The organism is Phenylobacterium sp., assembly GCF_036677185.1.
GTDB lineage: Bacteria > Pseudomonadota > Alphaproteobacteria > Caulobacterales > Caulobacteraceae > Phenylobacterium.
Genome location: NZ_JAKFEN010000041.1, coordinates 1 through 23,730, shown reverse-complemented (window position 1 = coordinate 23,730; position 23,730 = coordinate 1). Strand labels below are relative to the sequence as shown.

The window sequence follows — 23,730 nt, the reverse complement described above, 5'->3', positions numbered from 1 at the left end:
CGACTTGGCCCCGCCCGTCTTCGCCAGCGTAAACGTGATCGCCGCCGTCAGCGTCGTCTTGCCATGGTCAACGTGACCAATCGTGCCGATGTTGCAATGCGGCTTGTTGCGTTCGAACTTTTCTTTAGCCATTTCAAGCTCCAGCCCTGTTTGGGCTTGTCCTCTAAACTAGGGTTGGGGTCGGGGTTAGGCGTATTTCTTGATCACTTCGTCGGCGACGTGTTGCGGCACCGGGTCGTAGTGGTCGTACTGCATCGTGAAGGCCGCGCGGCCCTGCGACATGCCGCGAAGCGTGTTCACATAGCCGAACATGTTAGCCAGCGGAACGAACGCATTGACGACGATCGCGTTGCCGCGGGTGTCCTGGCCCTGGATCATGCCGCGGCGGCCGTTCAGGTCGCCGATGACCGAACCCAGATAGTCTTCCGGGGTCACGACTTCGACGGCCATGATCGGCTCGAGCAGCTTGGGGGCGCCCTTCTCACGAAGTTCCTTGAAGGCGGCGCGCGCCGCGATTTCGAACGCCAGCACGCTGGAGTCGACGTCGTGGTACTTGCCGTCCGTCAGGGTCGCCTTGAAGTCGATCAGCGGGAAGCCGGCCAGCAGGCCGTTGTCCTTCACCGACTCCAGGCCCTTTTCGACGCCGGGGATGTATTCCTTCGGCACCGCGCCGCCGACGATGGCGCTCTCGAACACGAAGCCCGAACCCGGTTCACCCGGCTCGAACGTGATCATGACGCGGGCGAACTGGCCCGTACCGCCGGTCTGCTTCTTGTGGGTGTAGTCGATGTCGACCTTGCGACCCAGGCTCTCGCGATAGGCCACCTGCGGCGCGCCGATATTGGCCTCGACCTTGTAGGTGCGCTTCAGGATGTCGATCTTGATGTCCAGGTGCAGCTCGCCCATGCCCTTCAGGATCGTCTGGCCCGACTCGAAGTCGGTGGAGACGGTGAAGGACGGATCCTCGGCGGCCAGCTTCTGCAGGGCGACGCCCAGCTTCTCCTGGTCGGCCTTGGACTTGGGTTCCACGGCGATCTCGATGACCGGGGCGGGGAATTCCATGCGTTCCAGGATCACCGGCGACTTGTTCGGATCGCACAGGGTGTCGCCCGTGCGGGTGTCCTTCAGGCCGGCCAGGGCGACGATGTCGCCCGCATAGGCTTCCTTGATGTCCTCGCGGTTGTTGGAGTGCATCAGCAGCATGCGGCCGACGCGTTCCTTCTTGTCGCGGGTGGCGTTCAGCAGGCCCATGCCGGTCTCGAGCTTGCCCGAATAGATGCGGCAGAAGGTCAGCGACCCCACGAACGGGTCGTCCATGATCTTGAAGGCCAGCACGGCCAGCGGTTCGTCATCCGACGCCTTGCGGACGATCGGCTCTTCGGTGCGGAAGTCGATGCCCACGGTCGGCGGGATGTCGATCGGCGACGGCAGGTAGTCGACGACCGCGTCGAGCAGGGGCTGGACGCCCTTGTTCTTGAAGGCCGAGCCGCAGAGGATCGGATAGAAGGCGCCGGTCAGCACCGCCTTGCGGATGCACTTCTTGATGACGGCTTCCGACGGAATCTCGCCGCCCAGATAGGCTTCCATGGCGTCGTCATCGAGTTCGACGGCGTTCTCGATCAGGTAGTGACGGGCCTCTTCGGCCTTGGCCAGCAGATCGGCAGGGATCTCTTCGTCGTGGAAGTTCGCGCCCAGGCCGTCGTTTTCCCAGATCACGGCCTTCATGCGGACGATGTCCACCAGGCCCTTCAGGTTCGATTCCGAGCCGATCGGGAACTGGATCGGCACGGCCTTGGCGCCCAGGCGGTCGCGAATCGATTCGACCGACTTGTCGAAGTCGGCGCCGATCTTGTCCATCTTGTTGACGAACACGATCCGCGGAACCTTGTACTTGTCGGCCTGACGCCAGACGGTCTCGGTCTGCGGCTCGACGCCGGCGTTGCCGTCCAGCACGGTCACCGCGCCGTCGAGGACGCGCAGGCTGCGCTCCACTTCGATGGTGAAGTCCACGTGGCCGGGGGTGTCGATGATGTTGAGGCGCTTGCCTTCCCAGAAAGCGGTCGTCGCGGCCGACGTGATCGTGATGCCGCGTTCCTGCTCCTGGTCCATCCAGTCCATGGTGGCCGCGCCGTCGTGGACTTCACCGATCTTATGGCTCTTGCCGGTGTAATAGAGGATCCGCTCCGTCGTCGTCGTCTTGCCCGCATCGATGTGGGCCATGATTCCGAAGTTGCGGTAGTCTTCGATTTTGTGCGCGCGGGGCATAGCGGAAGCTCTGCTGGTAAAGGCGTTCGGGGATGTCAGAACGAACGGCGCGGGCGGTTTAACTCAAACCGCCCGCGCCGGAAAGCGATGGTTGCCGGGTCTTACCAGCGGTAGTGCGAGAACGCCCGGTTGGCCTCGGCCATCTTGTGGGTGTCTTCGCGCTTCTTCACGGCCGAACCACGGTTCGAGGACGCGTCCAGCAGTTCGCCGGCCAGCTTCTCGGTCATGGTGTTTTCACCGCGCTTGCGCGCAGCCGTGACCAGCCAGCGGATGGCCAGCGCCTTGCGGCGGTCGGGGCGGACTTCGACGGGCACCTGATAGGTGGCGCCGCCGACCCGGCGGGAGCGGACTTCGATGCCGGGCGCGACATTTTCCAGGGCCGCGTGGAAGGTCTCCAGCGGGCCCTGTTCCTTGCGCTTGGCTTCGAGGATCTCGAAGGCGCCATACAGGATGTTTTCAGCGACGGCTTTTTTGCCTTCGTACATCACGTAGTTCATGAACTTGGTGACGGTGAGGTCCCCGAACTTCGGGTCCGGCAGAACTTCACGTTTCTCGGCGCGACGGCGGCGGGACATGCTTCTTCTTCCTTACTTAGGACGCTTGGCGCCGTAGTGCGAACGACGCTGCTTGCGGTCCTTGACCCCTTGGGTGTCGAGCACGCCGCGCAGGATGTGGTAGCGGACGCCCGGAAGGTCCTTCACCCGGCCGCCGCGGATAAGCACGACGGAGTGCTCCTGCAGATTGTGGCCTTCGCCGGGGATGTAGCACACCGCTTCGATGCCGGTGGTCAGGCGCACCTTGGCGACCTTACGAAGCGCCGAGTTCGGCTTCTTCGGGGTGGTCGTATAGACGCGGGTGCAAACGCCGCGACGTTGGGGGCAGCCCTTCAGGGCCGGCACCTTGTTACGCGACGGCTTGTCCTGCCGAGGCTTGCGGATGAGCTGGTTGACTGTAGGCATCTAATCTCTGCTCTGGAGGCGTGTGCCGTTTGGCCGTGGCGCCTCGAAAAAGGGTTCGGTTTGTCTCGGGTCTCGAAACCGCCCGATGAACGCAAAAACTCGCCGGCGCGCGATCTCTAGCGTTCCGGCGGGTCTGACCGTCCGTTTCAGGAAGGCCGCTCATCGGGGCAGAGGAAGAATCCCCGGCCTCGAAAGGAGCGCGGTTCATACTCGCGAAGCCCCTTCTCGTCAACGCTCGCGAAAGAAAGGCTTCCCCGCCCTGCCCCGCGCCCGCTTTGCGCCACGAAAAGGCCGCGCGTCGCTCCGACCTTACGGTGAAGTTTGCAACTTTCGGGCGCGGGATGACCAGGACGGATCGCCGAACGCTCCCGATCGTGGTCGCCGTCTCCGGCCTCGCCCATCTGGGCGTGCTCGTGCTGCTGGCCATCGTCCACCCGACCCTGCGCCAGGCCGACGCCCCTCCGGTTTTCGAGGTGCGGGTCGTGCCGCTCTACGTCCCCTCGCCGCGCAGCGAGCAGCCCGCGCCCAAGCGGCTGATCGACCAGCCGATCCGTCCGCGCCGGGCCCTGCGGCTGCAGGAAGACCCGAGCGTGGCGCCGCTGGTGACTCCGCTCGCGCCCGACCGCCTGGCCGCGCCGCCGGCTCCCGCGGTCACCCTGCCGGCGCCCGCCGCCGCGCCGACCGCCCCGGGGCTGGGCACGGCCCTGCGGCTGAGCCCGGTGGGCTGCGCCAATCCCCAACTGCTCACCAAGGCCGAGCGCGAGCGGTGCCTGGAGCGGCTAGGCGCCGGCGCTAAGGACGCGCCCTATTACGAGCCGCCGATGTCGCCGGACAAGCGCAAGGCCTTCGCCGCCGCCGCGGCCAAGAAGGAGGCCTATCGGAAGTACAAGGAGGCCAACCTCCCGACCGGCGTCAGCCCCGGCGGCCTGGAGATGAGGCCCCTGCCCGAGGTTTGGACACCCCGCAACTGAGGCGGACAGCTCTAGAGCCGCAATGCCATGAAGGTCGTGCCCGGCGGAGTCGGCGCGTAATAGGGCTCGATCTCGGCGAAGCCCATCTGGCGGTAGAGGCCGATGGCCGAGGTCATGGTCGCCAGGGTATCGAGGCGCAGCTCGCTATAGCCAATGTCGCGCGCGCACTGGATGATCGCCGCCACCAGGACCCGCCCGAGGCCCGTCCCGCGCGCTTCCGGGGTGAGGTAGAGGCGCTTCATCTCGCAGCAGCCGGCCGCATCCAGGGGCCTCAGGCCGACACAGCCCAGGGCTTCGCCGGCGGCGTCGCGCGCCAGCAGCAGCTCGCCGCGCGGCGGGGCGTACTTGCCTGGCAGGGAGGCGAGCTCCGCGCCGAAATCCTGATAGCTTAGATCGACCGGCAACGACTTGGCGTAGGCCTCGAACAGAGCCGCCGTTGCGTGGAGATCATGCGCTGTCCGGACAGGGCTGATCTTCACGGCAGGCGGCTCCCCGACACGTGTTCAACCGGGATCGCGTCGAGATCGACACCCTCGAGGCAACGGACGTTGACGGCCCAGAGATGCGGCGCGGTCCGCGGCCGCCGGAACGGCAGGATGCCGCAATGGGTGCAGAAGTAGTCCGTGGCCTGGCGGGTGTTGAACCTGTAGGTGGCGAGTTCGTCCAGGGGCGAGAGCAGTTCGAACTGCCCCTCCTCGACCCGATGGATCAAGGCGCCCCTGCGTCGACAGATCGAGCAGTCGCAGACCCGGACGTGGTCTATCTCGGCGTCAACCGCGAACCGGACCTTGCCGCAGTGACAGCTCCCCAAATACCTCGGCAACCTGGCGGCCTCGACGCTGAATGATCTGACGCCAAGCCTAGCCCGCCCTCGCCCCAAAGGAAAACGGCCCGGGATCGCTCCCGGGCCGCTTCTTACGCACACAGACTGAGCTTGCTAGACGTCGACCTTCTCGGCCTCCGCATCGACAGCGATGACGTCCGGCAGGGGCTCCATGGCCTCCTCGCGGCTGGCCGACAGGGCTTCGTCGCGCTTGGCGGCGATGCGCTGCAGGTTGCGCAGGTAGGACCCGGTGCCCGCCGGGATCAGGCGGCCGACGATCACGTTTTCCTTCAGGCCTTCCAGGGTGTCGCTCTTGCCCTGGACCGAAGCCTCGGTAAGGACGCGGGTGGTTTCCTGGAACGAGGCGGCCGAGATGAAGCTGCGGGTCTGCAGCGACGCCTTGGTGATGCCGAGCAGGACCGGCTGGGTGATGGCCGGACGGCCGCCACGGGACTCGGTCTTGGCGTTCTCCTCGTTGATCTCCGACATGTCCAGGTGATCGCCCTTGAGCAGGCCGGTGTCGCCCGGCTCGAGGATTTCGCCCTTTTGCAGCATCTGACGAACGATCGTCTCGATGTGCTTGTCGTTGATCGGCACGCCTTGGAGCCGGTAGACCTCCTGGATCTCGTCGACCAGGAACTCGGCCAGCGCCTCGATGCCCAGGATGCGCAGGATGTCGTGCGGATCCGGGTTGCCGTCGATCAGGTACTCGCCCTTGCGGATCACGTCGCCGTCGTGGACGGCGATGTGCTTGCCCTTGGGGATCAGGAACTCGACCGCCTCGCCACCATCTTCCGGGGTGATCTTGATGCGGCGCTTGTTCTTGTAGTCGCGGCCGAATTCGACGCGGCCGTCCATCTCGGCGATGACCGCGCAGTCCTTCGGACGGCGGGCTTCGAAGAGTTCGGCGACGCGCGGCAGACCCCCGGTGATGTCCCGGGTCTTGGCGCTTTCGGTCGACATACGGGCCAGGACCTCGCCGGGCTTGATCTCATCGCCGTCGCCGACGGAGAGAATGGCGCCCACCGGCAGGAGGTAACGCGCCTCCCCGCCGTTCGAGATGCGCATATAGGCGCCCTCGGCGTCGATCACGGCCATGGCCGGACGCAGGTCCGAACCCTTGGTCGAGGCGCGCCAATCGATGACCACGCGGTTGGAGATGCCGGTGGCCTCGTCGGCTTCCTCGCGGACCGAGAAGTTCTCGACCAGGTCCTCGAAGCGGACCTTGCCGCCCACTTCGGAGATGATCGGGGTCGAGTACGGGTCCCATTCGGCCAGGCGCTGGCCGCGCTTGACCTTGTCGCCGTCCTTGACCTTCAGGCGCGCGCCGTAAGGCGGCTTGTAGGACTCGCGGTCCTTGCCGTCGACCTGGACGATGATCATCAGGTTGCGGCTCATGGCCACGACGCCGCCGTCGGGCGCCACGACCGTGTTGCCGCCGACCAGACGGGCCACGCCCTCGTTGCCGCTCTCGAAGAACGACTGCTCGGCCACCTGGGCGGTGCCGCCGATGTGGAAGGTCCGCATCGTCAGCTGGGTGCCCGGCTCGCCGATCGACTGGGCGGCGATGACGCCCACGGCTTCACCGATGTTCACCGGCGTGCCGCGCGCGAGGTCGCGGCCGTAACAGGCGCCGCAGACGCCGATCTTGGCCTCGCAGGTGAGGACCGAACGGACCTTCACCGACTGGACCGCGGCGGCCTCGACGATGTCGATCATGTTCTCGTCGAAATAGGTGTCGGCCGGCGCGATGACCTCACCGGTGTTCGGGTCCTTCACGTCCTCGGCGGCGAAGCGGCCCAGGATGCGCAGCCCCAGCGAGACCAGGACGTCGCCGCCCTCGACCACGGCGCGAAGGGTGATGCCCCGCGTGGTGCCGCAGTCTTCCTCGTTGATGATGCAGTCCTGCGCCACGTCGACCAGACGACGGGTCAGATAGCCGGAGTTGGCGGTCTTCAGCGCGGTGTCGGCCAGGCCCTTACGGGCGCCGTGGGTGGAGTTGAAGTACTCCTGGACCGACAGGCCTTCCTTGAAGTTCGAGATGATCGGGGTCTCGATGATCTCGCCGGAGGGCTTGGCCATGAGGCCGCGCATCCCGCCGAGCTGCTTCATCTGGGCCTGCGAACCGCGGGCGCCGGAGTTGGCCATCATGAAGATCGAGTTGATCTCCTTTTCACGGCCGTTCTCGTCCGTCTCGGCGGTCGAGATCTCCAGCATCATTTCGTCGGCGACCCGGTCGGTGGCCTTGGCCCAGGCGTCGACGACCTTGTTGTACTTCTCACCCTTGGTGATCAGGCCGTCGGCGTACTGCTGTTCGTACTCTTCAACCAGCTTGCGGGTCTGGGCCACGATGGGCTTCTTCCGCTCGGGGATGATGATGTCGTCCTTGCCGAAGGAGATGCCGGCCTTGGCCGCCTCGCGGAAGCCCAGACCCATGATCTGGTCGGCGAAGATGACCGTCGCCTTCTGACCGCAGTGGCGGTAGACGGCGTCGATCAGGTTGCCGATCTCCTTCTTGGTCAGGTTCTTTTCCAGCAGCCGGTGGCCGATGGCCGGGTGGTGCGGGAACAGAGCCGCGATCTTCATCCGCCCAGGGGTGGTGTCGATCAGCTTGCGGACCAGGACGCCGTCGGCGTCCATCTCGGAGTGGCGGGCCTTGATCTTGGTGTGCAGGGTCACGACCCCGGCGTCGAGCGCCGCGTCGATCTCGCACATCTCGCCGAACATCTTGCCTTCGCCCGGCTCGTTGGGCTTGGCCAGCGACAGGTAGTAGAGGCCGAGCACGATATCCTGCGACGGCACGATGATCGGGCGGCCGTTGGCGGGCGACAGGATGTTGTTTGTCGACATCATCAGCACGCGCGCTTCAAGCTGGGCTTCCAGCGAGAGCGGCACGTGGACGGCCATCTGGTCGCCGTCGAAGTCGGCGTTGAAGGCCGCGCAGACCAGCGGGTGAAGCTGGATGGCCTTGCCCTCGATCAGCTTGGGTTCGAAGGCCTGGATGCCGAGGCGGTGAAGCGTCGGCGCGCGGTTCAGCAGGACCGGGTGCTCGCGGATCACCTCGTCGAGGATGTCCCAGACGGCCGGCTGCTCGCGCTCCACCATCCGCTTCGATTGCTTGACGGTCCCGGAGAGACCCTTGGCGTCGAGGCGGGCGTAGATGAACGGCTTGAACAGCTCGAGCGCCATCTTCTTCGGCAGGCCGCACTCGTGCAGCTTCAGCTCGGGACCGACCACGATGACCGAACGGCCCGAATAGTCGACGCGCTTGCCGAGCAGGTTCTGGCGGAACCGGCCTTGCTTGCCCTTCAGCATGTCGGCGAGGGACTTGAGGGGCCGCTTGTTGGCGCCGGTGATGACCCGGCCGCGGCGGCCGTTGTCGAACAGGGCGTCGACGGCTTCCTGCAGCATCCGCTTTTCGTTGCGGATGATGATGTCAGGCGCGCGCAGCTCGATCAGGCGCTTCAGGCGGTTGTTGCGGTTGATCACCCGACGGTAGAGGTCGTTCAGGTCGGAGGTCGCGAAGCGGCCGCCGTCCAGCGGCACCAGCGGGCGCAGCTCGGGCGGGATGACCGGGACCACCGAGAGGATCATCCACTCGGCCTTGTTGCCGCTCTCGATGAAGCTTTCGATGAGCTTCAGACGCTTGGACGTCTTCTTGAGCTTCATTTCCGAGGTGATGGTGAGGAGTTCCTCACGCAGCCGGTCGGCTTCCTTCGGCAGGTCGATGGCCTTCAGCAGGCCCTGGACCGCTTCGGCGCCGATCTCGGCGGTGAAGCTGTCGTCCCCGAACTCCTCCTGGTAGCGCATGTACTCGTCTTCCGAGAGCAGCTGGTGCTGCTTCAGCGGGGTCAGGCCCGGCTCGGTGACGATGTAGTATTCGAAATAGAGGACCCGCTCGATGTCCTTCAGGGCCATGTCCAGCATCATCGAGATGCGGCTGGGCAGGGACTTCAGGAACCAGATGTGGGCGACCGGCGAAGCCAGTTCGATGTGGCCCATCCGCTCGCGACGGACGCGGGCCAGGGTGACCTCGACGCCGCACTTCTCGCAGATGATGCCCTTGTACTTCATGCGCTTGTACTTGCCGCACAGGCACTCGTAGTCCTTGGTCGGACCGAAGATGCGCGCGCAGAACAGGCCATCGCGCTCCGGCTTGAAGGTCCGGTAGTTGATGGTCTCGGGCTTCTTGATCTCGCCGAAGGACCACGAACGGATCTTTTCAGGCGAAGCCAGAGCAATACGGATGCGGTCGAAGGTCGGAGCGGCCTGGACCGGATTGAAGATATTCAGGACTTCCTGGTTCATCGATTTTCCAGTTCGTCAGTATTTCCAGAGGCGGTGGGGAGGAGCTGACGGCCCCTCCCCTCGCACATTCGGTAGAAGTCGGAGCCGGCCCTAGCCGTTCTCCAGCTCCACATTCAGGCCCAGCGAGCGCATTTCCTTGACGAGCACGTTGAAGCTCTCGGGAATGCCGGCTTCGAAGGTGTCGTCGCCACGCACGATGCTTTCGTAGACCTTGGTCCGGCCAGCCACGTCGTCGGACTTCACCGTCAGCATCTCCTGCAGGGTGTAGGCGGCGCCGTAGGCTTCCAGAGCCCAGACCTCCATCTCCCCGAAGCGCTGTCCGCCGAACTGCGCCTTGCCGCCCAGCGGTTGCTGGGTGACGAGCGAGTACGGGCCGATGGAGCGGGCGTGGATCTTGTCGTCGACCAGGTGGTGCAGCTTCAGCATGTAGATGTAGCCGACCGTGACCGGGCGCTTGAACTTGTCGCCGGTCTGGCCGTCATAGAGCTGCACCTGGCCGGAGCGGGCGAGACCCGCCTTCTCCAGCAGGTTTTCGATGTCGTCGATGTGGGCGCCGTCGAACACCGGGGTGGCGAAGGGCACGCCCTTCGACAGGTTCCGGGCCAGCTCGACCAGCTCTTCGTCGCTGTCGGGCAGTTCCTGATCCTTGCCGTAGATGTCCTGCAGCCACTCGATCAGGGCCTTGCGCTGGCCGCCGTTCTGCCAGGCTTCCAGGAGACCGGCGATTTGCTTGCCGAGGCCCGCGGCCGCCCAGCCGAGGTGGGTTTCGAAGATCTGGCCGACGTTCATCCGCGAGGGCACGCCCAGCGGGTTCAGGACGATGTCGACATTGGTGCCGTCTTCCAGGTGCGGCATGTCCTCGATCGGCAGGATCTTGGAGATGACGCCCTTGTTGCCGTGACGGCCAGCCATCTTGTCGCCGGGCTGAAGCTTGCGCTTCACGGCCACGAAGACCTTGACCATCTTCATCACGCCAGGCGGCAGTTCGTCGCCGCGCTGCAGCTTGTCGACCTTGTCCTCGAAGCGGCGGTCCAGGCGCTTGCGCGCCTCGTCGAACTGGCGGCGCATGGCCTCCAACTCGCCCATGATCTTCTCGTCGTCGAGGGCGATCTGCCACCACAGGCCGGGCGCGATCTCTTCCAGCTTGTCGGCGGTGATCTCGCCGCGGCCCAGGCCCTTGGGGCCGGAGACGGCGGTCTTGCCGGTGAGCAGGACGCGAAGGCGCGAGGTCATGTTGCGGTTCAGGATCGCGAACTCGTCGTCGCGGTCCTTGCCCAGGCGGTCGATCTCGGCGCGCTCGATGGCCATGGCGCGCTCGTCCTTGTCGACGCCGTGACGGTTGAACACGCGGACTTCCACGATGGTCCCGGCGACGCCCGGGGGCAGGCGCAGGGAGGTGTCGCGGACGTCGGAGGCCTTTTCACCGAAGATGGCGCGCAGGAGCTTTTCTTCCGGCGTCATCGGGCTTTCGCCCTTCGGCGTGACCTTGCCGACCAGGATGTCGCCCGGCAGGACCTCGGCGCCGATCGCCACGATGCCGGCTTCGTCGAGGTTGCGCAGGGCCTCCTCGCCGACGTTCGGGATGTCGCGGGTGATCTCTTCCGGGCCCAGCTTGGTGTCGCGGGCCATGACCTCGAACTCCTCGATGTGGATCGAGGTGAAGACGTCGTCGCGCACGATGCGCTCGGAGATCAGGATCGAGTCTTCGAAGTTGTAGCCGTTCCAGGGCATGAAGGCGACGAGGGTGTTCCGGCCCAGGGCCAGTTCGCCCAGGTCGGTCGACGGGCCGTCGGCGATCACGTCGCCGGTGGCGATCAGGTCGCCCACGCGCACCAGCGGACGCTGGTTGATGCAGGTCGAGGTGTTGGAACGCTGGAACTTCTGCAGACGATAGATGTCGACGCCGGCCTTGGTCGGGTCGTTCTCTTCCGTCGCGCGGACCACGATGCGGGTGCCGTCGATCTGCTCGACCACGCCGGTGCGGCGGGCGACCACGACGGCGCCGGAATCGACGGCCACCACGCTTTCCATGCCGGTGCCGACCAGGGGCGCATCCGATTGGATGAGCGGCACGGCCTGCTTCTGCATGTTCGAGCCCATCAGGGCGCGGTTGGCGTCATCGTTTTCCAGGAACGGGATCAGCGAGGCGGCCACGGAGACCACCTGCTTGGGCGACACGTCCATCAGGTCGACGTCGGCCCTGGGCAGCAGGCCCGGCTCGCCGTTGATCCGGCCCTGGACCAGGTCCTCGACGATCTCGCCGTTCTTCAGCTTGATGCTGGCCTGGGCGATGACGTGCTTGGCCTCTTCCATGGCCGACATGTAGACGACCTCGTCGGTGGTCTTGCCGTCCTTGATCCGCCGGTACGGGCTCTCGATGAAGCCGTACTTATTGACCACCGCGTGGGTGGCCAGCGAGTTGATCAGGCCGATGTTCGGGCCTTCCGGCGTCTCGATGGGGCAGATCCGGCCGTAGTGGGTCGGGTGCACGTCGCGGACTTCGAAGCCAGCGCGTTCGCGGGTCAGGCCGCCCGGGCCAAGGGCCGAGAGACGGCGCTTGTGGGTGATCTCCGAGAGCGGGTTGGTCTGGTCCATGAACTGCGAGAGCTGCGAAGAGCCGAAGAACTCCCGCACGGCCGCGGCCGCGGGCTTCGCATTGATCAGGTCGTGCGGCATGACCGTGTCGATATCGACGCTGCTCATGCGTTCCTTGATGGCGCGTTCCATGCGCAGCAAGCCGACGCGGTACTGGTTTTCCAGCAGCTCGCCCACCGAACGCACCCGGCGGTTGCCGAGGTTGTCGATGTCGTCGATCTCGCCGCGGCCGTCGCGCAGGCCGACCAGGGTCTTCAGTACGGCCAGGACGTCGTCCTTGCGCAGGACGCGCACGTCGTCGGGGCAGTCGAGCTCCAGACGCATGTTCATCTTCACGCGGCCGACCGAGGAGAGATCGTAGCGCTCGCCGTCGAAGAACAGCGACTTGAACATGGCCTCGGCCGCTTCCACGGTCGGCGGCTCGCCGGGACGCATGACGCGGTAGATGTCGAACAGCGCGTCCTCGCGGGCGTTGTTCTTGTCGATGCGCAGGGTGTTGCGCATGTAGGCGCCCATGGTGACGTCGTCGACGTCGAGGACGTCGAGCTTGTCGTAGCCCTGCTCTTCCAGGGCGGCCAGGACGGCGGGGTCCAGCTCGTCGCCGGCCTCGGCGTAGATCTCGCCGGTAGCCGGATTGACCAGGTCGCGGGCCAGGTAGCGGCCGGTGAGGGCCTCCGGCGCCAGCAGCAGGGTCTTGAGGCCCGCGTCGGAGAACTTCTTGGCGTTACGCGCCGAGATCTTCTGGCCGGCCGGAGCGATCTCCTCGCCGGTCTCGGCGTCGATCAGCGGGAAGTCCGGCTTGGCTCCGCGCCAGCGCTCGGGCTTGTAGGGCACGGTCCAACCGGCGACGCCCTTCTTGGAGTCCTCGCGCTTCTCGCAGGTGACGATGTCGTAGAAGGTGGAGAGGATCTCCTCCCCGTCCATGCCGAGCGCCATCAGGAAGGTGGTGGCCGGCAGCTTGCGGCGGCGGTCGATGCGGACGAAGACGATGTCCTTGGCGTCGAACTCGAAGTCCAGCCACGAGCCGCGATAGGGAATGACGCGGGCGGCGAACAGCAGCTTGCCCGACGAGTGGGTCTTGCCCTTGTCGTGGTCGAAGAACACGCCCGGCGAACGGTGCATCTGCGAGACGATGACCCGCTGGGTGCCGTTGACGATGAAGGTGCCCTTCTCGGTCATGAGCGGGATGTCGCCCATGTAGACGTCCTGCTCCTTGATGTCCTTCACGGAGCGGGCGCCGGTCTCTTCGTCGGTCTCGAACACGATGAGGCGCAGCTTGACCTTCAGCGGCGCCGCATAGGTCATGTCGCGCTGGACGCATTCCTCGACGTCGTACTTCGGCTCTTCGAACTCGTACGACACGTATTCCAGCACGGCGCGTTCGTTGAAGTCCTTGATCGGGAAGACCGACTTGAAGACCGCCTCGACACCCTCCTCGCGGCGTTCGACCGCGCGGGTTTCGCGTTGCAGGAACTGTTCGTAGGAGGAGCGCTGGACCTCGATGAGGTTCGGCATCTGCACGGCTTCGGGGATGCGGCCGAAAGACTTACGGATCCGCTTCTTACCGGTGAAGGATTGCGCCATTTTATTCCCTTGAGCGACGCGCGGAACGGTTTCCGAGCGTCAGGTCGCTAGTGTCCTGCGTCCACCCTCGACGCCCTTGCGGGCGCCGGACGCTGGAAGCCCCTGTATCGCCAGGGGCGCTCCCTCGCATGGCCGGAGGGTGGCGGGCCATGCCTCGGAGCGTACGCGCGCGAAGAATCGCGTCTGAGACGAATCGTAAATTTCGCGAAGCACGCGATTTAGGAGTTTTGTGTGGATAAGGGAAGCCCCTTTCGCACGAAAAGTGGGGCGGCGCGGCCGGCCGCCGCGTCGCTCCACCTTTTGGGTCTGCCTGGGCGTTCCCAGGTCATGTCATCTCGCCTTGTACAAGCAGATGGGAAACCCACATCCCCGATCGAAGGTTCCCGGATCCGGAAAATTGGCAGCACTCCCCCTCGTCGAGCGCCAACACATTGAAAGACTTACGCAACTTCTGGCGCGCAAGCTCATTTCACCTAGGGCTCGCCATTGAGTCGGCGGGCTCCATCCTTGGACTTAGGGGTGTGAGATGGCGCTCGACGCCGACTTTCGCAGACAACTCGAAGGCTACGGCCTGACCACGGCCGAAATCCTGTACCGACTGCCCGATCATCCGGTCCTGCTGCAGAGCTATCTCTGGCAGGAATACGACGTGGCCCCGGACTTCCCCAACCTACGGAAGTTCCTCGACTTCTGGAGCCACAAGCTGGACGGCGTGCTCGACACCATCCGGGTAGCCCACCAGGGCCTGATCCGGCCGGCCGAGTTCAAGGCCGTGGACGGAATGTTCCGCCTGCACTGAGGCGGCCAAACAAAAGGGCCGGGGATTGCTCCCCGGCCCTTCCGTAACTCAGCGACGCGGACATGCCGCGCCGTGGGTCTTACTTGATCGAGACCGAAGCGCCGGCTTCTTCCAGCTTCTTCTTCACTTCTTCGGCGACCTGCTTGGAGACGTTCTCGACGACGTTGGCCGGAGCGGCTTCCACGAGGTCCTTGGCTTCCTTCAGGCCGAGGTCCGGACGCACGCCGCGGACTTCCTTGATCACGTTGATCTTCTTGTCGCCACCGGCGGTCAGGACAACGGTGAACTCGGTTTGCTCTTCGGCGGCTTCGGCCGGAGCGGCGGCGGCGCCGCCAACGGCGGCCACGGCCACCGGAGCGGCGGCGGAGACGCCCCACTTTTCTTCGAGCAGCTTGGACAGCTCAGAGGCTTCCAGCACGGTCAGGGCGGACAGGTCTTCGACGATCTTTTCGAGCTTCGACATGGGATGGTTTTCCTAGGGAATTAGAGGTGTGGGTTTTTCGAAAATGACGATCAGGCGGCGTCTTTGGCGGCGTAAGCCCCCACGACGCGGGCGAGCTGACCGGCCGGGGCCTGCAGGACGCCGGCGATCTTGGTCGCCGGGGCTTGCAGAAGGCCGATGATCTTGCCGCGAAGCTGGTCGAGCGAAGGCAGGGTCGCGAGCGCGCTCACCTTCGACTTGTCCAGGATCTCTTGACCCATGAAGCCGCCAATGATGGCGAACTTTTCGTTCTCCTTGGCGTACTGGGTCGCGATCTTGGCGGCGGAGACCGGATCCGGCGCATAGGCGATGGCGACCGGGCCGGTGAACAGGGCGTCGCCCGCTTCACCGATCGAGCCGTCCAGGGCCTTCTGGGCCAGAGTGTTCTTCACCACCGTCAGCTTGGCGCCTTCTTTACGAAGGCGGCCACGCAGATCCGTCATTTCCGCAACAGTCAGACCCAGGTTGTGGGTCACGACCACGGCGCCGGCGTCGGCGAAGACGCCCTTGAGCGTCTCGATCGTCACCTGCTTTTGAGCGCGGTCCATTGCGGTCTCCATACTCAGCTTGGCCGCCGGACGATTCCGGCGACCGAGACGATCCAGGCGCGGGCGAGCCCACGCGCGGATCGACAAGCCTGTCCTTTGAGAGAAGCCGCAGGCCCAGCGCCCATCGCATGCGATGGCCGTCGAAACCTCGTATTCCCGTCTCCCTGTGCTTGAGGAAGGGCTCTTCCTCGCGTTACGGATCCGAGCGGCCCCCGGATCCCCACAGTTCTTGGACAGGATGGCGGGCGAACCCGCCGTCCACGCCCCGTCTTGCGACGAGGCGAAACTCTTGAAGGCGCGGCGTTTACACGAACCGCGGCGCTATGACAACCGCCAGCTCAGGCGCGCGGCCGCGTCGCGACCACGGCCGTCATCACCATCACCGCGTAGCACCAGAGCACGAAGGCCCCGAACAGCGGTGCGTGACCGGTCGGGAAGTTCGGCAGGACGTCGGCGAAGGCCGCCACCACTCCGGCGTCCAGGACCATCTGCGGGGCCACGAACGAGACCAGGGCGGCCAGTTGGTGGCGCTCCTCGATCTTGCGCAGGAAGACCAGGGTGGCGACCACGAGGCCCGCCCCGGAGATCGCCCCGGTGATCAGCAGGGTCCAGGCCGGCCTATCGACCCAGTCGGCAGGCAGGAGCCGCAGGATCAGGGTCGAGACCGCCCAGACGAACGATCCGCGCAACAGGAACCACAGATAGAGGCGCAAAGGGTCCTCAGTAGAGCGGTTCGAAGCTGAAGACCCAGGGGGTCTCGGTGTCGACGCCGACCTTCACCGCCTTCAGTTCCGGCGCGCCATAGACCTGCAGCCGCGTGATGTTGGCGTAGAGCGGCGGCTTGACCTCGCCTTGGCTGACCATGAACGGCCGATCGACGATGAAGTCGTGGAAGTCGCCGTTGATCAACAGGACCGGCTTGCCGAACCGCGCGCCTAGGTCGCGGATGGCCAGGGCCAGCCAGTAGTAAGGCCCCTCGAAGCCGCCTCGAAGCTCCTTGCCGGAGAACTCCCCGCCGTCCCCGTCCACGAACATGGCCGCCTGGAGCGAGATCACGACGGCCTTGGCGTTCCTGGCCTTGGCCTCGGCGAAGGTCGCCTTGATCCAGTCCACGTTGGCGCGATTGCGGGCGATGGCCTCGGCCGCGCGGGCTTCGTTCTGCATCAGGAAGCCGTTGTTGGAGCCTGGGGCGCTGACCGTGGCGAAGACCACCCCGCCCTTCTCCCAGCGGGTGTTCTCGGCGGTGTCCTTGAAGGCCGAGACGTCGGGCTGGCGGACCAGGGGCATGGTCTTGCCGCCGACGCTCTGCGGCTTGTCGAAGAACACCTTGCGGATCAGGCCCAGGCTGGCCAGGGGGTCGTCGTAGCCGGCGCTGGTCATGCCCGCGTCCAGCCCGCGCAGCGGCAGTAGCAGCGCCAGGTCCGCCGGGGTGGCCTTGCCGGAGACATACCGGGAATAGGCTTCCAGCACGTCGGCCTTGCGGCAATCTGCCCACTCGTTGTCGCCGGGCGTGTAGACCACCGGATGATCGTACTTGGCGAACCAGCCGAGGATCGAACGGTGCTGGTCCTCGGTGCAGGGCAAGGCGCCCCAGGTATCGCCGACGTGAATCGAGAAGGCCGGCCTGGCCTTGTTGATGCGCGCGATCAGGGCCTCGTAGACCGGGTAGTCGACCGCTGGATTGTAGGCGGTGTCGCCCAGGGCCACGAAGCTGAATGTCTCCGCCCGAGCCGGCTGCGCCAGCAGCAACAGGACGCCAAAGACCGCCGCAAGCCTAAGCATGATCGTTTCCCCCGCTGATTGTCCGCCACCCTAGACCGGACCGGCGCGGCGCGCAGCCCTGACGCGAGCGCGCCCTACCCCGTCCACTCGGCCTTGCGTTTCCCGATCCAGGCCTTCACGCTCTCCTTGTAGTCGGGCTCGGTGATCATGGCCTCCAGCAGGGCCTCGGCGGCCTTGACCGAGGCCGCGGCGTCGCGGTGCAGGTCGCGGTAGATTTGGCGCTTGGTCTCCCGCGCCGAGCCGGGGGCGACGCTGTCGGCCAGGTTCCGTGCGTAGTCCATGACCGCCGGCATCAAGGCCTCGGGCGCGAACAGCCGGTTCAGGAACCCCATGGCCAGGGCTTCGTCGGCGGTGAACACCCGGCTCGACAGCAGGATGTCGTTGGCGTGGGTTAGGCCCACGATGCGTGGCAGGACCCAGGAGAGGCCGAATTCGGCGGGGAAGTTGAAGCGGCCGTGGGCGGCGGTGAACTTGGCGCCCTGAGCGGCGAACCTCAGGTCGGCGAAGGCGGCCAGCACCAGGCCGACGCCAGCGGCCGCCCCGTTGATGGCGGCGATGACCGGCTTACCGATCCCGAAATGGTAGGCGAAGGTCGCGTCGAAATGTTCGTCCACGCCATAGCCCGGCATGGGGATGCTGTCGTCGACGCCCGGATCGTAGCGGCCCTTCTCGGAATGGCCCTCCAAGGCCCCCAGGTCAGCGCCGGCGCAGAAGGCCTGGCCCTCCGGCTCCCCGGTCACCACGATCACCCGCACCGCTCGGTCCCCGTCGGCCTCGCGCAGGCACCAGCGGTATTCGGTGTGCATCCGCCCGGTCCAGGCGTTGCGGCGCTGGGGCCGCGCCAGGGTGACGACGGCGATCCCGTCGCGGACCTCATAGCGGGTGGTCTTGAGTTCCATGGCCGGCCCCTCCCCTGCGCCGCCCATATGAACCCGGTTCGCGCGCAAAGAAAAAGGGAGCGGCCCGGAAGCCGCTCCCTTCGATCTCTCACGAGAGAGCCTGGCGATCAGACGCCGAGCGAACCCGCGTCGATCTTGAAGCCCGGCCCCATGGTCGAGGAGAGGCTGATCTTCTTGATATAGGTGCCCTTGGCGCCCGACGGCTTGGCCTTGTTGAGCGCGTCGACGAGAGCCCGGACGTTGGCCAGGATCGCGTCTTCCGTGAAGCTCGCCTTGCCGATGCCGGCGTGGATGATGCCGGTCTTCTCGGTGCGGAACTCGATGGCGCCGCCCTTGGCGTCCTTCACCGCTTGCGCGACGTTGGGCGTCACGGTGCCGACACGCGGGTTCGGCATCAGGCCGCGCGGGCCCAGCACCTTACCCAGACGGCCGACCAGGGCCATCATGTCCGGCGTGGCGATCACGCGGTCGAACTCCATGAAGCCGCCCTGGATACGCTCGACCAGCTCCTCGGCGCCGACGATGTCGGCTCCCGCGGCGGTGGCTTCGGCGGCCTTGGCGTCCTTGGCGATGACGGCGACGCGGACGTCACGTCCGGTGCCGGAGGGCAGCGAGACCACGCCGCGGACCTGCTGGTCGGCGTGGCGCGGGTCGACGCCCAGATTGACGGCGATCTCGATGCTTTCGTCGAACTTGGCGGTGGCGTTGGCCTTCACCAGCTTGACGGCGGCTTCGACGGCATGGGCGGCCTGACGGTCGCCGGTCCAGGCCTGGATGCGCTTGGGTTGCTTAGCCATCTGATCAGGCCTCCACGATTTCGAGACCCATCGAGCGCGCGGAGCCCTCGATGATCTTGGCGGCGGCTTCAACGTCGTTGGCGTTGAGGTCCTTCATCTTCTTCTCGGCGATGTCGCGCAGCTGGCTGCGCGAAATCTTGCCCGCGACGGCGCGGCCCGGCTCTTTCGAGCCCGACTTCAGGCCAAGCGCTTCCTTGATGAAGTGGGTCGCCGGCGGGGTCTTGGTGATGAAGGTGAAGGACTTGTCCTGATAGACGGTGATCACCGTCGGCAGGGGCGTGCCCTTGGTTTCCTTCTCGGTGCGGGCGTTGAACTCCTTGCAGAAGCCCATGATGTTGACACCGCGCTGACCGAGCGCCGGCCCGATGGGCGGCGACGGCGTGGCGGCGCCGGCGGGCACCTGCAGCTTGATATAGCCCAGAATCTTCTTGGCCATTTTTCTCCTCGTGACCGGCATCCGGTCGGTTGAGCCGTGGTGCGGGGCTAGCTTGGCCCTCCCCTCCCACGGATTTCACTCGCGCGCTGGCGAGGCGGCCCTACTGGACCGAAGCGCGCGCTATTAGCAGGGCCGGCCGTGGGAAACAATGGCCCCGGGGGCAAAGCTCATCTCGGCGTCAGGCCGATCCCTCGCATTCACCACCAAGGGCACGAAGGACACCAAGAAGGCCGGATCAGTTCGCGAAACGGCGGACGCCCTCTTTGAATAGCGGGACATTGAAGTTCATGAGGAAGCCGAGCCTGAAAGATGACAGCTTCAGATAGGTTAGAAGTTGCGCCTCATGCAGGCGCGTCAGCGCGTCCACCGCCTTAACTTCCACGATGACCGCATCCGCGACCAAGAGATCCAGCCGATAGCCTCCCTCGACCCGATGGCCCTTGTAGTCGATCGGCACCACGACCTGCCGGGCGACGGCAAGTCCGCGCGCCTTCAACTCGCGGTCCAGGCAGGCCTCGTAGACCGACTCCAGCAAGCCCGGCCCCAAGGCGCGATGAACCCCAAGCCCCGCGTCGACGATCTCCCGCGCAACCATGTCGAGGTCATCACGTCGGCTTCGTGAGCCTTGGTGTCCTTGGTGGTCTTCGTGGTTCAATGCGGCCCATCCGCGCGCAATGTTCCGCGAAATAGGAACATAACACGAACAAAATCGCAAGCGGGCGAGCGCCTGCAAGCCGTCCGTGGATCAGCGGACCTCGGGTTAGGAGGTCTTCTCCACCTGGCCGTATTCGAGCTCGACCGGCGTGGCGCGTCCGAAGATGGACACGGTCACGCGCAGGCGGGCGCGTTCTTCGTCGACCTGTTCGACCGAGCCGTTGAAGCTCGCGAACGGACCGTCGGTGACTCGAACCTGTTCGCCGATCTCGAACTGGATGGTCGGCTTCGGCCGCTCCACACCTTCTTCGATGGCGCCGATGATCCGGGCGACTTCCTTCTCGGAGACCGGCATGGGCTTGTTGCCCGAGCCGAGGAAGCCCGTGACCTTCGGGGTGTTCTTGATGAGGTGGTAGGCCTCGTCGGTGAGCTCCATCTTCACCAGGACATAGCCTGGGAAGAACTTGCGCTCTGCGTTGACCTTGCGGCCGCGGCGGATCTCGACCACGTCCTCGGTCGGCACCAGGATGTCGGAGAAATTATCCTCCAGGCCCTGGCTCTTGGCCTGCTCGCGGATCGACTCGGCCACCTTCTTCTCGAAGTTCGAGTAGGCGTGGACGATGTACCACTTGTGGCGGGGATTGGCGGCGACGGTGGGGGCTTCGGCGTTCATGATGTCTCTCATCCCCCGTTGGCGAACTTCAGGAGCAGGTTCACCCCGGCGCCAAGACCCAGGTCGACCACGAAGAAGAAGCTCGCGGCCATGACCACCATGATCCCGACCATCACCGAGGTGATCCAGGTTTCCTTGCGGGTGGTCCAGGTGATCTTGCGCGCCTCGGCCCGCACTTCGCGGACGAATTGCGGGATGCTGGTTTTCTTCTTGTTCACCGGCGCCGAGGCGGCCAGCGCTGACGCAGGCGCGATCGCCGCGGCCGTCTTGGCGGCGCGGGCCTTCATCGCTTGCGGGGAGGAACCCGGTTTCCTGGCCATCAGGCTCTTATGACTCTCTCATGTTGGGCGGCGGACCTCCGCGCCCGGGCAGACTTAGATAGGGTGGCAGGAGTGGAGGGATTCGAACCCCCGGCCCTCGGTTTTGGAGACCGATGCTCTACCAGCTGAGCTACACTCCTTCGACCCTGCCCTTTTGGGGCCTGGCCTCCAAACAATGAACAGCGCGCCGGAGGGCGGCAAGGCCCGCCGACGCGCGCGGCTCATCGCCGGAGCCGGGTCGTTTAGCAGCGGCGTTCCGTCCGGGCAAGGCCGCGTGGGGTCCCGGAAGCGGGCAAATCGCCCTCCCCCGCATCGAAGCGCGGCCCTCGCGCGTTCCACCGGCGACAGACACCGCCACGGGAACGCCCCGCCCGGGGTCCCCACGGCCGAACGAGCGCGACCATGGCCCCATTTCCGCCCCAAGCCTGAACCTCGCCTGACAGGACGCTCAAGCCAGGTTCAGGGGCGGCCCGCCAGGATCGCCGGCTGAATGCGCCCTTGCGGGCGCGCCGAGACGAGGACGTCGCCATGTCGATTCGACCGAGGACCCTCCGCTCCAGTCTGGTGCTGTCGAGCGCGCTGCTGCTGACCCTGGCCGCCTGCAAGCCGGAGACCCGCCCGCAGGCCGCCGCTGAACCTCTGTTCGTGCCCGCCGACGGCGCCGCCTACGCGATGAGCGTCGCGCCGGGCTGGTCGGACCTTCCGGCCTACCAGGCCGCGGTCGGTCGTCCCCGCGACGAGGGCTACGGCTATGCCGAGCGCGCCTATGCGGTGGATCGCGCCTTCTACCAGTCGCCGCCGGACTACGCCTTCGCCTATGACGACGCCCAACCCTGGGTCTGGGAGACCCAGGACGACTGGCTGATGTATGTCGAGCCGCTCGAGGTCGGGTATCGCTACTATTATTACGAGCCCGGCGAGTACTACCCCTACTTCGTCCGCGATCCGGACTACGGCTATGGCTACGACGACGGCGGCCTGCTGGTGGTGGTCTATGACAGTCGCGGCTACCTGCTGCCGGCGACCTATGTGACCCGCTACGCCGACCGCGGCGGCCGCTATCTGGGCCGCGCGCGGGCCCTGCGCGACGCCGCCGCCCACGCCCGCCGTGTTTCCATCGCCGAGGAGCGCTGGGTCGACCGCCGATCCGCCTTCGTCGGCGACCAGGCCAACTGGTTCGAGGCGGCGCAGCGCCAGCCGGACTGGACGCGCTACCGGGCCAAACACGAGGCTAAGGATCTTCGCCGTTTCGAGCGCGAGCGTGAGCGCCGCGCCGACGCCGTGGCGCGGCTGGACCGGGTCGAGGCGCGCCAGGGCGGACGCGGTCACGACGCGCGACGCGTCGCCGCCTTCGAGAGCCCGCCCCGCGTGGGGGTCGAGCGCGACCGTCGTGAAGACCGGCGCATCGAACGTCCGGAAGGCGATGACCGCCGCGCCGAACGGCGGGCCGAGGCCTCGCGACCGCCACAGGCCGTCACCCCGCCGCCGGTCCGCGTGGAACGTCAGGTCCGGCTCGACGATCGCAAGCCCGAGCGCACGGCTGAAGGCCGGCGCGGCGGCGAGCGAGCCGCCATCGCCGAACGCCCCCGCGAGCCCGCGCCGCCGCCAGCCCGTGCCGAGCGTCAGGCGCGCCGCGAGGATCGCGACGGCCCGGCGCGGGAAGCGCGACAAGGGGCCGAGCGACGCGCCCCGCCGCAGGCCGCCTCGGCCGTGGTCCGCGTCGAGCGACAAGCCCGCAGGGAAGACCGGGGTCCGGAGCGCCTGGCCGAGGCCCAGCATCCGGAACGCCCGGCCAAGGCAGAACGCGCCAAGTCCCCGCCGGCGGCGCACGACGCGGCCAAGGCCGGCCGCGAGGCCGCGGCGCGTGAGCGTGGCGGCGGCAAGGACCGCGACAAGAACTAGCGGCGCGCTTGCCTGGAGCGTCGAGGCATCTAAGGTCGTCAGATCAACTGGGAGGCTTGGACATGAAACTGACTATCGCCTTGGTTGCCGCGGTCGCCGCGCTAGGCGCCGGTCCGGCGTTCGCGCAGGCCGACATACGTGGGGCCTCCCCGCCCGCCGGCGACTACTGGCGCACCTGCCAGAACGTCAGCACCTACGGCTTCGGCCGTGACGCTGTGGTCACCGCCCAGTGCCGCGACAACCGCGGCCGGATCCAGTCGACCAGCCTGCGCTTCGACGGGTGCGGGGAGATCGACAACCGCGACGGCCGCCTGGTCTGCATCCAGTACAATGACGACGGCGGCGGTCGACCACCCTGGGGCGGCGGCGACGGCGGCGGACGCCCGCCTTGGGGCGGCGGCGGTCGCGGCTCGATCACCCTCTTCGGCGGCCCAGAGTTCCGCGGGCATATCCTCGACAGCCGGCGTGAAATCACCAACCTGCCGCGCCAGTACAACGACCGCGCCATGAGCCTGCGCATCCGCGGGCGCGGCGCCTGGGAGGTCTGCAGCGACAAGGATTTCCGCGGCCGCTGCCAGATCTTCGACCGCGACGTCTCCGACCTGCGCCGCTATGGCCTGGGCGAGGCGGTGACCTCGATGCGTCCGGTGGATCGCGACTACGACCGGCCGCGGCCCTACTAGCCCAAAAGAAAAGGCCGCCCGGGGAAACCCGGGCGGCCCGATCTCTAGGTCTGGAAGGTCGAGACTATTCGACGATCTTGGCGACGACGCCGGCGCCGACGGTGCGGCCGCCTTCGCGGATGGCGAAGCGCAGGCCCTGGTCCATGGCGATCGGGGTGATCAGCTCCACGTCCAGCTCGGCGTTGTCGCCCGGCATGATCATCTCAACGCCTTCCTTCAGCTTGATGATCCCGGTCACGTCGGTGGTCCGG

The 23,730-nt window shown here is 66.3% G+C and carries 22 protein-coding genes, 1 tRNA gene and 1 pseudogene; 4 read left to right on the top strand and 20 right to left on the bottom strand.

Features of this window, described 5'->3' with window-relative positions:
• The 4 genes from V6M51_RS21790 to rpsL all read right to left on the bottom strand — a co-directional run.
• Window positions 1-132, bottom strand: a 132-nt coding sequence (locus tag V6M51_RS21790; RefSeq protein ID WP_332766972.1) for a GTP-binding protein, incomplete at its 3' end; no start/stop codon positions are given.
• Window positions 133-186: 54 nt separating this feature from the next.
• Window positions 187-2,265, bottom strand: a complete 2,079-nt coding sequence (gene fusA, locus V6M51_RS21785) for an elongation factor G (RefSeq protein WP_332770339.1) — start codon at window positions 2,263-2,265, stop codon at window positions 187-189.
• 101 nt (window positions 2,266-2,366) lie between these two features.
• Window positions 2,367-2,840 carry a 30S ribosomal protein S7 gene (gene rpsG, locus V6M51_RS21780; RefSeq protein ID WP_254836834.1) on the bottom strand — a complete coding sequence of 158 codons (474 nt, stop codon included), beginning with the start codon at window positions 2,838-2,840 and terminating at the stop codon, window positions 2,367-2,369.
• A gap of 12 nt (window positions 2,841-2,852) precedes the next feature.
• Window positions 2,853-3,224: a 30S ribosomal protein S12 gene (rpsL, locus tag V6M51_RS21775; RefSeq protein WP_254836833.1), complete on the bottom strand. Its 372-nt coding sequence runs from the start codon at window positions 3,222-3,224 to the stop codon at window positions 2,853-2,855.
• Between the two features lie 341 nt (window positions 3,225-3,565).
• On the opposite strand from rpsL, the gene V6M51_RS21770 reads away from it, so the two are divergent.
• Complete coding sequence (locus V6M51_RS21770; RefSeq protein WP_332770338.1) at window positions 3,566-4,195, top strand: hypothetical protein; 630 nt, start codon at window positions 3,566-3,568, stop codon at window positions 4,193-4,195.
• A gap of 11 nt (window positions 4,196-4,206) precedes the next feature.
• Here the strand turns inward: V6M51_RS21770 and V6M51_RS21765 are convergent, their stop codons facing one another.
• The 4 genes from V6M51_RS21765 to rpoB all read right to left on the bottom strand — a co-directional run bounded on the left by V6M51_RS21765 (window position 4,207) and on the right by rpoB (window position 13,505).
• Window positions 4,207-4,674, bottom strand: a complete 468-nt coding sequence (locus tag V6M51_RS21765; RefSeq protein WP_332770337.1) for a GNAT family N-acetyltransferase — start codon at window positions 4,672-4,674, stop codon at window positions 4,207-4,209.
• Window positions 4,671-5,120 carry a GFA family protein gene (locus tag V6M51_RS21760; protein ID WP_332770336.1) on the bottom strand — a complete coding sequence of 150 codons (450 nt, stop codon included), beginning with the start codon at window positions 5,118-5,120 and terminating at the stop codon, window positions 4,671-4,673. The genes V6M51_RS21765 and V6M51_RS21760 overlap by 4 nt, the downstream gene beginning before the upstream one ends.
• Before the next feature lie 12 nt (window positions 5,121-5,132).
• Window positions 5,133-9,326, bottom strand: a complete 4,194-nt coding sequence (rpoC, locus tag V6M51_RS21755) for a DNA-directed RNA polymerase subunit beta' (protein ID WP_332770335.1) — start codon at window positions 9,324-9,326, stop codon at window positions 5,133-5,135.
• 90 nt (window positions 9,327-9,416) lie between these two features.
• Window positions 9,417-13,505 carry a DNA-directed RNA polymerase subunit beta gene (gene rpoB, locus V6M51_RS21750; protein ID WP_332770334.1) on the bottom strand — a complete coding sequence of 1,363 codons (4,089 nt, stop codon included), beginning with the start codon at window positions 13,503-13,505 and terminating at the stop codon, window positions 9,417-9,419.
• 526 nt (window positions 13,506-14,031) lie between these two features.
• On the opposite strand from rpoB, the gene V6M51_RS21745 reads away from it, so the two are divergent.
• Entirely contained in the window at window positions 14,032-14,304 is a 273-nt protein-coding gene (locus tag V6M51_RS21745; RefSeq protein WP_332770333.1) for an usg protein, read from the top strand.
• 79 nt (window positions 14,305-14,383) lie between these two features.
• On the opposite strand, the gene rplL is transcribed toward V6M51_RS21745, so the two are convergent.
• The 11 genes from rplL to V6M51_RS21690 form a co-directional block, all read right to left on the bottom strand.
• A complete protein-coding gene (rplL, locus tag V6M51_RS21740; protein ID WP_332770332.1) occupies window positions 14,384-14,767 on the bottom strand; it encodes a 50S ribosomal protein L7/L12 in 384 nt (127 codons plus the stop codon).
• A 50-nt stretch (window positions 14,768-14,817) separates the two neighbouring features.
• Window positions 14,818-15,333 (bottom strand): 50S ribosomal protein L10, encoded by a 516-nt coding sequence (gene rplJ, locus V6M51_RS21735; RefSeq protein WP_332770331.1) that lies wholly within the window; start codon window positions 15,331-15,333, stop codon window positions 14,818-14,820.
• 338 nt (window positions 15,334-15,671) lie between these two features.
• A complete protein-coding gene (locus tag V6M51_RS21730; protein ID WP_332770330.1) occupies window positions 15,672-16,046 on the bottom strand; it encodes a DUF5367 family protein in 375 nt (124 codons plus the stop codon).
• Window positions 16,047-16,053: 7 nt separating this feature from the next.
• Entirely contained in the window at window positions 16,054-17,115 is a 1,062-nt protein-coding gene (locus tag V6M51_RS21725; protein ID WP_332770329.1) for a hypothetical protein, read from the bottom strand.
• A 74-nt stretch (window positions 17,116-17,189) separates the two neighbouring features.
• A complete protein-coding gene (locus V6M51_RS21720; protein ID WP_332770328.1) occupies window positions 17,190-18,014 on the bottom strand; it encodes an enoyl-CoA hydratase-related protein in 825 nt (274 codons plus the stop codon).
• 107 nt (window positions 18,015-18,121) lie between these two features.
• Window positions 18,122-18,811, bottom strand: a complete 690-nt coding sequence (gene rplA / locus V6M51_RS21715; protein ID WP_332770327.1) for a 50S ribosomal protein L1 — start codon at window positions 18,809-18,811, stop codon at window positions 18,122-18,124.
• A gap of 4 nt (window positions 18,812-18,815) precedes the next feature.
• Window positions 18,816-19,247, bottom strand: coding sequence for a 50S ribosomal protein L11 (gene rplK, locus V6M51_RS21710; RefSeq protein ID WP_332770326.1), 432 nt, complete (start codon window positions 19,245-19,247; stop codon window positions 18,816-18,818).
• A gap of 235 nt (window positions 19,248-19,482) precedes the next feature.
• Window positions 19,483-19,902, bottom strand: coding sequence for a GxxExxY protein (locus tag V6M51_RS21705; protein WP_332770325.1), 420 nt, complete (start codon window positions 19,900-19,902; stop codon window positions 19,483-19,485).
• Between the two features lie 105 nt (window positions 19,903-20,007).
• Window positions 20,008-20,574, bottom strand: a complete 567-nt coding sequence (gene nusG / locus V6M51_RS21700) for a transcription termination/antitermination protein NusG (protein WP_254836819.1) — start codon at window positions 20,572-20,574, stop codon at window positions 20,008-20,010.
• An 8-nt stretch (window positions 20,575-20,582) separates the two neighbouring features.
• Entirely contained in the window at window positions 20,583-20,894 is a 312-nt protein-coding gene (gene secE, locus V6M51_RS21695; protein WP_332770324.1) for a preprotein translocase subunit SecE, read from the bottom strand.
• Window positions 20,895-20,958: 64 nt separating this feature from the next.
• A tRNA-Trp gene (locus V6M51_RS21690) sits at window positions 20,959-21,034 on the bottom strand.
• Between the two features lie 388 nt (window positions 21,035-21,422).
• Here V6M51_RS21690 and V6M51_RS21685 point away from each other — a divergent pair.
• Together V6M51_RS21685 and V6M51_RS21680 are read left to right on the top strand one after the other, a co-directional pair.
• Complete coding sequence (locus V6M51_RS21685) at window positions 21,423-22,796, top strand: hypothetical protein (RefSeq protein ID WP_332770323.1); 1,374 nt, start codon at window positions 21,423-21,425, stop codon at window positions 22,794-22,796.
• A 62-nt stretch (window positions 22,797-22,858) separates the two neighbouring features.
• Window positions 22,859-23,479, top strand: coding sequence for a beta/gamma crystallin-related protein (locus V6M51_RS21680; RefSeq protein WP_332770322.1), 621 nt, complete (start codon window positions 22,859-22,861; stop codon window positions 23,477-23,479).
• A 64-nt stretch (window positions 23,480-23,543) separates the two neighbouring features.
• On the opposite strand, the pseudogene tuf reads toward V6M51_RS21680, so the two are convergent.
• A pseudogene (tuf, locus tag V6M51_RS21675) lies at window positions 23,544-23,730 on the bottom strand (elongation factor Tu); the annotation flags it as partial.

Bases quoted from the DNA above. Each gene is read 5' to 3' on its own strand.
- rplJ (WP_332770331.1), bottom strand. From the start codon at position 15,333: ATGGACCGCGCTCAAAAGCAGGTGACGATCGAGACGCTCAAGGGCGTC.
- rplK (WP_332770326.1), bottom strand. From the start codon at position 19,247: ATGGCCAAGAAGATTCTGGGCTATATCAAGCTGCAGGTGCCCGCCGGC.
- rpoB (WP_332770334.1), bottom strand. From the start codon at position 13,505: ATGGCGCAATCCTTCACCGGTAAGAAGCGGATCCGTAAGTCTTTCGGC.
- V6M51_RS21685 (WP_332770323.1), top strand. From the start codon at position 21,423: ATGTCGATTCGACCGAGGACCCTCCGCTCCAGTCTGGTGCTGTCGAGC.
- V6M51_RS21770 (WP_332770338.1), top strand. From the start codon at position 3,566: ATGACCAGGACGGATCGCCGAACGCTCCCGATCGTGGTCGCCGTCTCC.
- V6M51_RS21720 (WP_332770328.1), bottom strand. From the start codon at position 18,014: ATGGAACTCAAGACCACCCGCTATGAGGTCCGCGACGGGATCGCCGTC.
- secE (WP_332770324.1), bottom strand. From the start codon at position 20,894: ATGGCCAGGAAACCGGGTTCCTCCCCGCAAGCGATGAAGGCCCGCGCC.
- V6M51_RS21725 (WP_332770329.1), bottom strand. From the start codon at position 17,115: ATGCTTAGGCTTGCGGCGGTCTTTGGCGTCCTGTTGCTGCTGGCGCAG.
- rplA (WP_332770327.1), bottom strand. From the start codon at position 18,811: ATGGCTAAGCAACCCAAGCGCATCCAGGCCTGGACCGGCGACCGTCAG.
- fusA (WP_332770339.1), bottom strand. From the start codon at position 2,265: ATGCCCCGCGCGCACAAAATCGAAGACTACCGCAACTTCGGAATCATG.
- rplL (WP_332770332.1), bottom strand. From the start codon at position 14,767: ATGTCGAAGCTCGAAAAGATCGTCGAAGACCTGTCCGCCCTGACCGTG.
- V6M51_RS21745 (WP_332770333.1), top strand. From the start codon at position 14,032: ATGGCGCTCGACGCCGACTTTCGCAGACAACTCGAAGGCTACGGCCTG.
- V6M51_RS21680 (WP_332770322.1), top strand. From the start codon at position 22,859: ATGAAACTGACTATCGCCTTGGTTGCCGCGGTCGCCGCGCTAGGCGCC.
- rpsL (WP_254836833.1), bottom strand. From the start codon at position 3,224: ATGCCTACAGTCAACCAGCTCATCCGCAAGCCTCGGCAGGACAAGCCG.
- rpsG (WP_254836834.1), bottom strand. From the start codon at position 2,840: ATGTCCCGCCGCCGTCGCGCCGAGAAACGTGAAGTTCTGCCGGACCCG.
- nusG (WP_254836819.1), bottom strand. From the start codon at position 20,574: ATGAACGCCGAAGCCCCCACCGTCGCCGCCAATCCCCGCCACAAGTGG.
- rpoC (WP_332770335.1), bottom strand. From the start codon at position 9,326: ATGAACCAGGAAGTCCTGAATATCTTCAATCCGGTCCAGGCCGCTCCG.